A 12,482-nucleotide genomic window follows, 5' to 3' on the forward strand; every position below is an offset into this window, starting at 1 on the left:
CTTACCATCGTCGAGGAACGGACCATCGGTCCCGACCTGGGCGCCGACTCGATCAAGGCCGGCATCATCGCCTGCCTCGTCGGCTTCGTGCTGGTGGTCAGCTACATGATCATGTCGTACGGCCTGTTCGGCCTGTTCGCCAATATCGCGCTGATCTTCAACCTGTTCCTGACGGTCGCCGCCCTGTCGCTGCTGAACGCGACGCTGACGCTTCCCGGCATCGCAGGCCTGCTGCTGACGCTCGGCATGTCGGTGGACGCCAACATCCTGATCAACGAGCGCATCCGCGAGGAATCGAGACGGGGCCGATCGTCGTTCGCGGCGATGGAAGCCGGGTTCACCCGAGCCTTCGGCACCATCGTTGACGCCAACCTGACGACGCTGATCAAGATGCTGCTGCTCTACGCGGTCGGTACCGGAACGATCCGGGGCTTCGCGGTCACCATCAGCCTCGGCATCATCACGTCAATGTTCACGGCGACGGTCGTGACCCGGCTGCTGATGGTCACGTGGCTGAAGAAGAAGCGCCCGAAGGTGCTGTCGGTCACCACAGGATTCCGGCTGGCGCCCGACGACACCAAGATCCGCTTCATGCGCGGCAAGCGCCTGGGCCTGATCTTCTCGGTCCTGCTCAGCATCGCGTCGATCGGACTGTTCATCAAGCCGGGCCTGAACTATGGCGTCGATTTCGCCGGCGGCATCGTGATGGAGATCCGGACTCCCGAGCCGGCCGACTTCCCCGAGCTGCGCGAAAGCCTGGCTCAGCTCAACCTCGGCCCCGTCCAATTGCAGCAGTTCGGCCAGCCGACCGACGTGCTGATCCGCTTCGAACGTCAGCCCGGCGACGAGGCGAACCAGCAGGCCGCGGTCAAGGCCGTCCAGGACAAGCTGGCGGCGGAGTTCGCCGGCACCCAGATCCGGCGTGTCGAGTCGGTCGGCGCCTCGGTCAGCGGCGAGCTGTTCCAGCAGGGCATGCTGGCGCTCGGATTGGCCGCAGTCGCGATGCTGGGCTACATCTGGTTCCGTTTCGAATGGCAGTTCGGCGTCGGCGCCGTCGTGACCATGCTGCTGGACGTCACCAAGACGATCGGCTTCTTCGCCCTGACGGGGATGCAGTTCAACCTGACGGCGATCGCGGCGATCCTGACGATCATGGGCTACTCGATCAACGACAAGGTCGTCGTCTATGACCGTGTCCGCGAGAACCTGCGGCTGTACCGCAAGATGCCGCTGGGAGAGCTGATCGACCGGAGCATCAACGAGACACTGAGCCGGACGATCAGCACGTCGGCCGCGATCTTCCTGGCGACGCTGCCGCTGGCCCTGTTCGGCGGCGAGGCTCTTCAGGAGTTCGCCATCGTCCTGCTGTTCGGCGTGGTGCTGGCGACGTCGTCGTCGATCTTCATCGCCGCTCCGATCCTGCTGTACCTGGGCGAGCACCGCCTGCGCCGCAACGCGCCGACGGAGCCGGGTGTTGCCGGAGAAGGCGGCACGCCTGCCGCAGGAGCGAAGACCGGAGCTTAATCGCTCCTGCCCTGTTTCCCTGTAGCCGGTGCATCGAACCGGCTACAGGGAGGTGGAGCATCATGGCGACAGAAAACGACAAGTCCCCGTCCCCGGCGGATGCGCCGGGCGGCGGTTCTGAAGACTTCATCCCGGGACCGGACTCGGGCCTGCGCAACCCTCCCTCCGCCATCGAGCGCGGGCTGAAGGAGGCGGCCGATGCGATGCATGAGCCGAGCAAGCCTGGAATGGATATCGGCGGGATCGCCGGCGAAAAGCCGCGCTGAGCGGATTTCAGACGCCGGAGGCGGTCGAATCTACCCGAAATTGTAGGGTGTTCATGCCCGTTCAACCCGTCTGAAAGTCTGGACTGGATGCGCGGGCGCTGGCGCCGCTTTGGAACAGAATCGGCGCGCTGGTGTTCCGGCGTGGCGAGAGTTTCTACAATTTCCGTGGTTTACGGCGGTACAAGCAGAAGTTTTCACCCAACTGGGAGCCACGGTATCCGGCTTTCCCAGGCGGTCTCGGGACCGCCCGGATCCTGACGGATGCCACCGCCCTGATATCCGGAGGCGTCCGGGGAGCCATCGCCAAATGAGCGTGAGGAAGAACACCGGGACGCTGCTGGGGGCAGCTCTTCTGGCATCGGCGCTGGCGCTGGCGCCGGAGGTTATTGCGGCCGCTCCCGACGGGGCCGGCTCCGCCGAAGCATTCAGTGCGACCATGATGCCCGACTCCGGAAGGCTTGGCGCCGTCAGGCGCTATGAGGCGGAGGGAACCTCCAGGGACGTCCTGCTTCTGGTATCCGACGAGGACGGCTGGGACAGCAGGGCGGAGGACGTGGCGACCGGAGCCGCCGCATCGGGCCGGACCGTCCTGGGTATCGATCTCAAGACCTTCCGCGCCGCCATGGACAAGACGGACGACGCCTGTTCGTTCCCGGTCAACGACCTCGAGGCCGTCAGCCAGCAGGTGCAGAAGGACCTTCCCTATACCCGGTACCGCCCGCCGGCGGTCGCCGGGATCGGCGCCGGTGCGGCGCTTGCCTATGCCGCGATCACCGAGGCGCTCCCCGGCACCTTCTCGGCCGGGATCGGGCTGGATTTCTGTCCGGTCTATCTGGCACCCCGTCCTTTCTGCCCCGACGCGCCGACGACCACGACGGACGAGGGTGGCGGGCGGTACCGGTTCCACGCGGCCGAACGGTCGCAAGTCCCCTGGATGGCGACGCCGAAAGCCGGATGCCCGGCGGAGTCGACGGATTCGGTGATGGATCGGACCCCGTCGGCCGTTCGGCTGGACGCACGGCCGGCCCGCTGGGGCGAAGCGGTGACGGAGTCGCTGGACAGGCTTACCGAGGACGGTCAGGGCTCCGGGATCGGAGACATACCGCTGGTTGAAATCCCGGCCGAAAGCGCCAAGGGCGTTACACCCGCCGGAGGAGACGCGCTCGCGATCTTCTGGTCGGGCGACGGAGGCTGGCGCGACATCGACCGGCAGATCGGCCAGGAACTTGCCCGGTCGGGCATGCCCGTGGTCGGGGTCGATTCCCTCCGGTACTTCTGGCGCGAGCAGCGCCCCGAGGCGATCGCGCACGACCTGGACCGGATGATCTCGCACTACACCGCCAAGTGGGGCAAGTCGAAGGTGCTGCTGATCGGCTACTCGTTCGGCGCCGACATGCTGCCGTTCGCCATCAACCGGATGCCCGAGCGAAGCCGCGCCCAGATCGCGCTGGTTTCTCTGCTGGGCTTTGCCAGGAAGGCGGATTTCGAGGTCGGCATCGCCGGCTGGCTCGGCATCGACTCCAGCGATTCGGAAGACACGCTGGCGGAAATCGCCAAGCTCCCGGCGATCCCGTTGCAATGCGTCTATGGCAGCGAGGAAGAGGATACCGGATGCACCGCGCCGGAGCTGGACCGGGCATCGAAGCTGCGGATGAACGGCGGGCATCATTTCGATGGCGACTACAAAGAGGTAGCCACCGCCATCCTGGGCGCGGCGGAAGCCGTGCGGTAGTCGGACCGCCGTTTCCTGGAAGACGTAAGTATTTTGATCTATTACTTCTGGAACAAAAGAGGGATCATTACCATTTACGATACATTAGGCATTGCGGTCGCCTAATGCCGGGAACAACGCAGGGTCTGGCGAGGATTTTACCGTGAAGCAGGCTGCCCTTTACCGCAAGACTGAACCTGAGATCCGCCCCTGTTCGGAGTTCGACTATTCGGACCGGAGCGGGACTTCCACTGAAGGCGAATGGTCGCTTCGGCGCCGCTTCGCTTTCCTGATCGGCGCCGCCTTGGCGTCATGGGCGGTCGTGGGGCTGGTCGGCTATGGAGTCTACAGCCTGTTTGCGTAGCCGGTAATTCCTGGAGGCCGGCCCGAGGCGAAGCGGCGGGCCAGGCCGACAAGCCTGCCGCTTCGCATCAAACCGACGGAATGGCGACCCGCCGACCCGCTGGCCGATATCAGACCGAGCTGATCGCCTTCTCGACCAGTTGCCCCAGATGCTGGGTGCGCTTGGTCAGGCTCTGCAGGACCGAGGAGATTTCCGCCGTGGCGGCGGCGGTCTGGCCGGACAGGTTCTTCACTTCGCCGGCGACGACCGCGAAACCCTTGCCGGCTTCACCGGCGCGCGCAGCTTCGATCGTGGCGTTCAGGGCGAGCAGGTTGGTCTGCTTGGCGATCGCATCGATCTGCTGGGCAACGGTCCCCACCTTCTCGATCTCGCTGCGCAGGCCTTCCAGTTCACGGCTGATCTCCTGGAGGGAGCTGGAAAGCTCCTGCCGGCTCAAGGTGCCGCTGTTGTCGGAAGAGCTGAATTCATTGCCATAAGACATGGGGACACCCGGATGTTGGTTATTGGACCGACGCCACGGCGTGCGACGTCAGTCATGGGCACAGGCATATAGCGAACTTTCCTAAATTTTCGTGAGTTTGCATCGCCGCGGGTGTCCCCTGCGACTTTTCGACGGGTGACGCTGACGTTTCGGGTGCTAAGGTGCGGCCCGACCCTTCAGCCTTTCAGTACCACCATGATTCTGACGCCGATCGACACAGAAGACCTTCCCGCCGTGCTGGAACGGTTCGAACAACAGCTTGACGGAAAGCCGCTGGCGCTTGCCGCGTTCAGGCGAATCGCACGATCGATCCCGCCGGACGGCAGTCTCGGTGACCCGGCGGCCCAGCGCGCCCAAGCGGTCGAGCTGGCTGGCAGGCTCGGGATCGAGACGCTGGACGAGGACCCCGCCGTCGCCTTCAGCTGGGACGGCCATTTCATCCGCACCAGGAGCGAACCGTCGGTCGTGATCCATGAGATCGCCCATTGGCAGCTCTGCACTCCGGAGCGCCGGCAGCTCTACGATTTCGGCCTCGGCGCCGGACCCGAGTCCGGGCGGGTCGAAGAGGCGGACCGCGTCATGGCGCTGAGCCAGGAGGAAGGGCAGGACGAGGAAGGCCTGACTTCCCTGCTCGGCATCCTGTGGGAAGCCGAACTGGGACAGCCGGCGCTGCTGGCGTTCCTGGAGCAGAACTGGCTGGAAGGCTACGACCGCCCGGCCACGGCCCTGCATTTCGAGCGGATGTTGAACCGGCTTCATGCCGGCGGCTTCATCGACGACGAGGCTCACCCCCTGCTGGCGGCACGGCAATCCGGTCAGGTTCTTTAGCCGGGCGAATTTTTCCCGCCGGGCGATCTTTTTCGACCGGGCGAGTTTTCATCGGCGGGGCGCGCATGCCCTGCGCCAATCCGGTCACTGGCTAATTGCCGGCGTTTAAGATTCAATGGCCGCCGGAAAGCAGTAGCCGCAACGCAACAGGGAGATGGATGCCGATGGAACGGCTGACACCGAGGGTCGGCATTGGCCAGATCGCCCCCTACCGCTCTTCCCGGGTTCCGCCCGACGGACGCCCTTTCATCGATCTGTCGCTGAGCCACAACGCGCTGGGTCCCAGCCCGAAGGCGATCGCGGCATACCGCAAGGCGGCGCTGAGCCTGCACCGCTATCCCGACTACGAACATACCCTGCTGCGGGCCGCGATCGGCCGCCGCTACGACATCGCGACCGACCACATCACGTGCTCCAACGGCTCGGACGAGATGATCCAGCTCGTCGCGGAGGCCTATGCCGGCCCCGGCGACGAGGTGCTGTTCCACCAGTACGGCTACCGGGGCTTCCACAAGGCCGCCCGGATGACCGGCGCCACCCCCGTCGTCGCGGCGGAACGGGATCTGGCCGTCGACATCGAGGCCCTGGCCGATCTGGCGGGCGAGCGGACCAAGATCGTCTTCCTCGCCAATCCGAACAACCCGACCGGCTCCTATGTGCCGGCCGAGCAGGTCCAGCGGCTGAGGGCCGATCTTCCCGCACATACCCTGCTGGTGCTGGACAGCGCCTATGCCGACTATGTCCGGCGCGACAACTACGATCCGGGCTTCGGGCTGGTGGAGGAGCACGACAACGTCCTGATGGTCCGGACCTTCTCCAAGCTGCACGGGCTGGCGGGCCTGCGGGTCGGCTGGGCCTATGGTCCGCCGTCGATCATCGAGACGCTGGACCGCATCAGGGACCCGTACAACGTCGGTCTGCCGGCACAGGCCGCGGCGGCTGCCGCCCTGGGCGATCCCGAGCACGAGGCTGCGACGCTCGAGCACAACGACGCGTGGATCGCCTGGCTGTCGCATGAGCTGCGGGCCATCGGCGTGCGGGTCTATCCCAGCGTCTGCAATTTCCTGCTGATCCGGGTGCCGCCCGACCCGACCATGAGCGTCGCGGCGGTTTGCACGCATTTGCGAAACCGCGGCATTCTGGTCAAGACCTTGGGCGAGTACGGGCTGGCAGACTGCCTGCGGATCACCGTCGGAACGGAGGAAGAGAACCATGCGCTGGTCGATGCCCTGCGGGAGGTGCTGGAGTAGGGCAGGCGCGGGGACGCCGAAAGAAACGAAGGTTTCAGCGATTTAATGTTGGTGCAAGGCGGGCGTAAGCCTGGACGGGCTACAAACGGCTTCAATGAATTCGTGAAGCCAGGAGCCATCCATGTCGCCAACTCCCTCGATCGCCAGCCCCTCGATCGTCAGCTTTTCGGCCGGACGCCTGCGCAGGGTCGCGGCCGCCGCTCTCCTCGGCACCACCATCCTGACGGGGTCCGTCGGACTTCCGGCCAATGCTTTCGCGGCACCCCAGGCGATCTCCCAGGAGCTGCCCGGCAGCTTCGCCGATCTGGTCGAGCGCGTCACACCCGCCGTCGTCAACGTCTCGACCGTCCAGGGCAGTGCCGACGCGGAACAGCCGCGCGGCCTGCCCGGCATGCCGGAATTCCCGCCCGGCTCACCGTTCGAAGAGTTCTTCAAGCAGTTCCAGGAGCAGCAGCGCGGCGCCCGTCCGAAGCAGCACGAGAAGCAGCAGGCGCAGGGTTCCGGCTTCATCGTCGACGCGGCCGGCTACGTCGTCACCAACAACCACGTGATCGACGGGGCGGAAGAGATCACCGTCACGACCCATGACGGCGCCAAGCTGGACGCCAAGCTGGTCGGACGCGATCCGAAGACCGACCTGGCGCTGCTGAAGGTCGAGGCCGGCAAGCCCCTGCCCTACCTGGAGTTCGGCGACAGCGACACCGCCCGGGTCGGCGACTGGGTGATCGCCATCGGCAACCCCTTCGGCCTGGGGGGCACCGTAACCTCCGGCATCGTCTCGGCCCGCGGCCGCGACATCCAGGCCGGTCCCTACGACGACTTCCTCCAACTCGACGCGTCGATCAACCGGGGCAACTCGGGCGGTCCGACCTTCGACGTGCAGGGCCGGGTGATCGGCATCAACACGGCAATCTTCTCGCCCAACGGCGGATCGGTCGGCATCGGCTTCGCCATCCCGTCCAACCTCGCCAAGGGCGTCATCGCCCAGCTTCGCGAGACCGGCACGGTCAGCCGGGGCTGGCTGGGCGTCCAGATCCAGCAGGTAACCCCCGAGATCGCCGAAAGCCTCGGCCTGCCGCAGCCCAAGGGTGCGCTGGTCGCCGACGTGACGGCCGACAGTCCGGCCTCCAAGTCCAGGATCCAGGCGGGCGACGTGATCCTGAGCCTGGACGGCCGGCCGGTCGACACGATCAAGGACCTGACCCGGATGGTCGCCGACAGCAAGACCGGTTCCGACGTGACGCTGGAGGTCCTGCGCAAGGGCAAGCGGCAGAACGTCAGCGTAAGGCTCGACCAGATGCCCGACCAGCCGAAGGTCGCGGCCGCCACGCCGGCGCCCGAATCCAGCACCGCGTCCAGCCATACGGTCCTGGGCATGAAGCTGTCCAAACTGAGCGAGCAGTCCCGCCGGAAATACGGGCTGACCGAGGGCATCGAGGGCGTGCTGGTCGTCGGGACCGACGAATCGCTGGGCGAGGTCAACCTGCGCCCCGGCGACGTGATCACGGAGGTCGGCAGCGAGCCGGTCGCCGCCCCCGATCAGGTCGCCGCCAAGATCAAGGAAGCCAAGGAAGCCGGACGGGGAGCCGTACTGCTGCGGGTCAGCCGCCAGGGAACCGAGCAGTTCGTCGCGGTTTCGATCAAGAAGGCCTGAGTCCAAATGAGCGGTGGCATGGGTGGCAGGGCCGGGGGTGGCGGAGCCAGGGACGGCAATCCGGACGGCGGTTTCGGCGACAGTTTCGGCGACAGGCGTCCTCGGGAAGGATCTGGCGAGAGACCGTTCTTCGGCTATGATGGGGCCATGAAGATACTGGTCATCGAAGACGACGCCCAGGCCGCCGCTTATCTGGTCAAGGGCCTGAAGGAGAGCGGCCACGTGGTGGACCACGCGGCCGACGGCAAGGACGGGCTGTTCATGGCGGGCTCGGAGAATTACGACGTGCTGATCGTGGACCGGATGCTGCCGGGCCGCGACGGGCTTGCCATCGTCGAGATCCTGCGCGGGGCCGGGACCGAAACCCCGGTCCTGTTCCTGAGCGCCCTTGGCAGCGTCGACGACCGCGTGCGGGGACTGCGGGCGGGCGGTGACGACTACCTGACGAAACCTTACGCATTTTCCGAGTTGCTGGCCCGCGTCGAGGCGCTGGGCCGGCGGAAATCGGCGGCGGCGGTGACGACGACCAGGCTCCATGTCGGCGAGCTCGAGATGGACCTGCTGGCGCGCAAGGTCAAGCGCGCGGGCAAGCAGATCGACCTGCTGCCGCGCGAGTTCCGGCTGCTGGAATACCTGATGCGCCATGAGGGCAACGTGGTGACGCGCACCATGCTGCTGGAAAACGTCTGGGACTACCACTTCGACCCGCAGACCAACGTGATCGACGTCCACGTCGCACGCCTGCGGCAGAAGATCGACCGGGAGTTTCCGACGCCGATGATCCATACCGTGCGCGGGGCGGGATACTGCCTGCGTGCCTGACTTCGCCCTGCTCCGGACGACCACATTCCGGGTGGCGCTGCTGTACCTGGGGCTGTTCCTCGCCTCGGTGCTGGTGATCCTGGTCCTGATCTACTGGTTCACCGCCGGCTTCATCGAGCGCCAGACCGACGAGACGATCGCCGCCGAGATCGCCGGACTGCGGGAGCAGTACCGGCAGCGCCGGCTGCCGGGCCTGATCGAGGTGGTCAAGGCGCGGAGCGCCGTGCCCCGGACCAGCACGCTCTATCTGGTCGCGACGCCGACCTTCACGCCGCTGGCCGGCAATCTGTCCGACTGGCCGGATGCGCAACCCGATCCGGATGGCTGGATAGAGTTCGAGATCGCCGATGCGCCGGAGGAGCCCGACGGCGGCAGCCATGAGGCACGGGCCGTCGTCTTCACCCTGCCCGGCGGCTATCACCTGCTGGTCGGGCGCGACACGATGGAGCGCAGGCACTTCCAGGAACGCGTCCTGATCTCGCTGGCCTGGGCGCTGCTGCTGACGGTCGGACTGGGCGCCGCCGGCGGCGTGCTGATAAGCCGCAACGTCATGCATAGGATCGACGCCATCAACCGCACCACCCGGCAGATCATGTCGGGCGCGCTGCAGGAGCGCATGGCGGTGGCGAACACCGGCGACGAGCTCGACCAGCTTGCTGGCAATCTCAATGCCATGCTCGACCAGATCGAGCACCTGATGGTCGGCATGAGGCAAGTGACCGACAGCGTCGCGCACGACCTGCGGACGCCGCTGACCCGGCTGCGGTCGCGGCTGGAAATCACGCTGGTCGAGGCCGGGACGGAGGACGAATACCGCGCCGCGATCCAGGAGGCGATCAGCGAGGCGGACCGGCTGCTCGGTATCTTCAGTGCCCTGCTGAGCATCGCCGAAGCGGAGGCCGGGACCATGCAGCGGAGCTTCCAGAAGGTGTCCCTGTCCGATCTGGCGCGCCTGATGGCCGATCTCTACGAGCCCGCCGCCGAGGAGGCGGGACTGGGGTTCGTCGGCGATATCGGGGCGGAGCCGATCGTGCTCGGCAATCAGCAGTTGCTGGCACAGGCGATCGCCAACCTGCTGGACAATGCCCTGAAATATACGCCGCCCGAGGGCTGCGTCACCCTGACGGTCAAGGGACCGGCGGGAGCGCGGGGCGCCTGCATTTCGGTGGCCGACACGGGGCCTGGCATCCCGGCGGCACAGCGTGAAAGCGTGCTGCGCCGGTTCGTCCGGCTGGAGGCCAGCCGCAGCTCTCCCGGCAACGGTCTGGGGCTCAGTCTCGTCGATGCCGTGGCGCGTCTGCATGGCGCGCGGCTGGAAATGGACGATAACGATCCGGGTCTGGTTGTTTCCCTTGTGTTCCCCCGCATGGGTCCGGAGTGACAAGTTTCAGAAACACCTTGCCAGCGACTCGGCCAGCCTGTTACCCGTATGGGGAACGGGCGATTCCCGCCGGCGGGGCTTGGTGCAACCACATCCCGACCGCGCCGGCCGGGCCTTGTGCCTGACCGGCAGGGACCGATCGACCGTAAGTTCGTCCGCAGTTTTTCCGACCACCATCCGCTGACCTGGGGCAGCGCATATCGATATGACCGACGAAACCCTCGTCCTTCGCCATCCCAAGCTGATCAGCTTGTACGCCTTCTGGCTGGAACAATGCGCGGGTGCTCCGCTGCCATTGGCTTCGGCGCTGAACCCGGTCGAGCTGAGGCCGTGGCTTGGCAACCTGCTGATCATGGACGTCGTCCGCAATGCCGACTTCGTCTATTCCTATTACGGCCAGTCCTTCTCGGACTCGTTCGGCGAGGACCGGGTCGGCCAGTCGATCGCGCGCCTTCCGGAAGGGCAAAGCGATATCCTGCGGGCGGAATACGACCATGTACGGTCGGAGGCCAAACCGGTGGTGCGCGTCTATTCGGCCGAGTTCGACGGGGTTCCCTCCACCTGGGAGCGGCTGGTGCTGCCCTTGACGGAAGACGGCGAGACGGTCGGCAAGCTGCTGGTCGGCGCCTATAAGCTGGACCAGCCCTACCCGGTGTCGGTCAGCGCGCCGAGCCTGTCGTAACCCGTGTTTCGTGATCCGGCGTCGTTTCCGACCGTGGGCACCGCCTTGAATCCGGCGGCTCGTCCGGCTTCCACCGGAATCGGTGCTCCCGGACAGGAAACTGACTGAGCCTTTACGAACATTTACCATTGGGAGACGGACCGGCGCTAGGATGCGGCAAGCACGCCGCTCCGCCGGCGTCTCCCCGATTCTCTTTTTCCAGGCGTTTGGACGAGACCATGACTCAACAGGAAAGCCGTCAGCCCATCGATACGGCAATTTCCGACATCACGACCGCCCAGGAGTTCAATCTGGGCTGTGCCTTCAACAGCCAGCCCTTCAAGCTCCGTCCCGACGAATGGCCGGACGGCGCGGTGGAATGGGTCCTGGAAATGAATCCCGGTCGTCCGAACGCGATCATCGCCTATGGCACCGGCCAGCGGGAGGAGCTGTATGCGGTGATCGCCGCCAACGCCTTCCTTGCGGGGGTCGAATGGGGCGAAGCCACGGCCAGGGCGCCGATGATCGGCCCGGACGCCGACGAAGAGGAAGTGACGGCCGCAGTGCTCGGGGACGGCGAGTTCGAGATCGAGGACAACGGCGTTCCCGTCGAGGACCTGATCCGCGATCCGGATGCACCGTACGAATTGCCGCCGGTCGACTTGCTGGAACCGGCCCCGCAGTCCGAGACGCTGACGATGGACGAGCTGTCGCTTGCCCATAACGCCCGCAACCTTGAAACCGTGCTGAAGAACTTCGGCGTGCGCGGCGAGATCATGGAGGTGCGGCCCGGCCCGGTCGTAACGCTCTACGAACTGGAACCTGCGCCGGGCCTGAAATCGTCCCGCGTCATCAATCTGGCCGAAGACATCGCCCGTTCCATGCGGGCGCTGACCGTCCGTATCGCCGTAGTGCCCGGCCGCAGCGTCATCGGCATCGAACTGCCGAACCCGACGCGCGAAAAGGTCTTCCTGCGGGAGATGCTGGACTGCGACGCCTACCAGCAGACCGCCGCCAAGCTGGCGCTGGTTCTGGGCAAGGATATCGGTGGCACGCCGATCATAGTCGATCTGGCGCGCATGCCGCATCTTCTGATCGCCGGCACGACCGGGTCCGGCAAGTCGGTCTGCATCAACACGATGATCCTGTCGCTACTCTACCGGCTGCCGCCGGAGAAGTGCCGCTTCATCATGGTCGATCCCAAGATGCTGGAACTGTCCGTCTATGACGGCATCCCGCACCTGCTGGCGCCGGTCGTGACGGAACCGAAGAAAGCGGTCGTCGCCCTGAAATGGGCGGTTCGGGAGATGGAAAACCGCTATCGGGCGATGGCGAAGTTCGGCGTCCGCAATATCGAAGGCTACAATATCCGGATCGAAGAACTGCTGGAAAGCGGCGAACAAGTCTTCAAACAGGTCCAGGTCGGCTACGACAAGGCGAAGCGCCAGCCGATCTTCGAAGAACAGCCGATGGAGCTGAAGTCTCTGCCCTATATCGTGGTGGTGGTCGACGAGATGGCCGACCTGATGCTGGTGGCGGG

Annotated in this window: 13 protein-coding genes; 12 read left to right on the forward strand and 1 reads right to left on the reverse strand. The window is 65.7% G+C overall.

Annotated elements, in window-relative coordinates; all coding sequences use genetic code 11:
* The 5 genes from secF to AC5JJ6_RS22065 all read left to right on the forward strand — a co-directional run.
* The coding region (gene secF, locus AC5JJ6_RS22045; RefSeq protein ID WP_496044122.1) for a protein translocase subunit SecF at positions 1 to 1,524 on the forward strand (1,524 nt) is incomplete at its 5' end.
* A gap of 62 nt (positions 1,525 to 1,586) precedes the next feature.
* A complete protein-coding gene (locus tag AC5JJ6_RS22050) occupies positions 1,587 to 1,790 on the forward strand; it encodes a hypothetical protein (RefSeq protein WP_496044123.1) in 204 nt (67 codons plus the stop codon).
* Between the two features lie 83 nt (positions 1,791 to 1,873).
* On the forward strand, positions 1,874 to 2,101 hold the full coding sequence (locus AC5JJ6_RS22055) for a phosphatidylglycerol lysyltransferase domain-containing protein (RefSeq protein ID WP_496044132.1): 228 nt from the start codon (positions 1,874 to 1,876) through the stop codon (positions 2,099 to 2,101).
* On the forward strand, positions 2,098 to 3,522 hold the full coding sequence (locus AC5JJ6_RS22060) for a virulence factor family protein (protein WP_496044124.1): 1,425 nt from the start codon (positions 2,098 to 2,100) through the stop codon (positions 3,520 to 3,522). Before AC5JJ6_RS22055 ends, AC5JJ6_RS22060 begins: the two co-directional genes overlap by 4 nt.
* 142 nt (positions 3,523 to 3,664) lie before the next feature.
* Entirely contained in the window at positions 3,665 to 3,865 is a 201-nt protein-coding gene (locus AC5JJ6_RS22065) for a hypothetical protein (protein WP_496044125.1), read from the forward strand.
* Between the two features lie 109 nt (positions 3,866 to 3,974).
* Here AC5JJ6_RS22065 and AC5JJ6_RS22070 read toward each other — a convergent pair whose 3' ends face one another.
* Positions 3,975 to 4,346 carry a methyl-accepting chemotaxis protein gene (locus AC5JJ6_RS22070; RefSeq protein ID WP_429641491.1) on the reverse strand — a complete coding sequence of 124 codons (372 nt, stop codon included), beginning with the start codon at positions 4,344 to 4,346 and terminating at the stop codon, positions 3,975 to 3,977.
* Between the two features lie 195 nt (positions 4,347 to 4,541).
* Here AC5JJ6_RS22070 and AC5JJ6_RS22075 point away from each other — a divergent pair, with 195 nt between their 5' ends.
* The 7 genes from AC5JJ6_RS22075 to AC5JJ6_RS22105 form a co-directional block, all read left to right on the forward strand.
* Positions 4,542 to 5,174, forward strand: coding sequence for a hypothetical protein (locus tag AC5JJ6_RS22075; RefSeq protein ID WP_496044126.1), 633 nt, complete (start codon positions 4,542 to 4,544; stop codon positions 5,172 to 5,174).
* Between the two features lie 164 nt (positions 5,175 to 5,338).
* Positions 5,339 to 6,424, forward strand: coding sequence for a histidinol-phosphate transaminase (gene hisC, locus AC5JJ6_RS22080; RefSeq protein ID WP_496044127.1), 1,086 nt, complete (start codon positions 5,339 to 5,341; stop codon positions 6,422 to 6,424).
* Positions 6,425 to 6,545: 121 nt separating this feature from the next.
* Positions 6,546 to 8,078 (forward strand): DegQ family serine endoprotease, encoded by a 1,533-nt coding sequence (locus tag AC5JJ6_RS22085; RefSeq protein WP_496044128.1) that lies wholly within the window; start codon positions 6,546 to 6,548, stop codon positions 8,076 to 8,078.
* 147 nt (positions 8,079 to 8,225) lie between these two features.
* A complete protein-coding gene (locus AC5JJ6_RS22090) occupies positions 8,226 to 8,900 on the forward strand; it encodes a winged helix-turn-helix domain-containing protein (RefSeq protein ID WP_496044133.1) in 675 nt (224 codons plus the stop codon).
* A complete protein-coding gene (locus AC5JJ6_RS22095; RefSeq protein WP_496044129.1) occupies positions 8,893 to 10,281 on the forward strand; it encodes a sensor histidine kinase in 1,389 nt (462 codons plus the stop codon). The genes AC5JJ6_RS22090 and AC5JJ6_RS22095 overlap by 8 nt, the downstream gene beginning before the upstream one ends.
* A 205-nt stretch (positions 10,282 to 10,486) precedes the next feature.
* Positions 10,487 to 10,963, forward strand: coding sequence for a PAS domain-containing protein (locus AC5JJ6_RS22100; protein WP_496044130.1), 477 nt, complete (start codon positions 10,487 to 10,489; stop codon positions 10,961 to 10,963).
* 218 nt (positions 10,964 to 11,181) lie between these two features.
* Positions 11,182 to 12,482 (forward strand): DNA translocase FtsK (locus AC5JJ6_RS22105; protein WP_496044131.1); only part of this gene is annotated, 1,301 nt, incomplete at its 3' end.

The organism is Skermanella sp. (assembly GCF_059503625.1).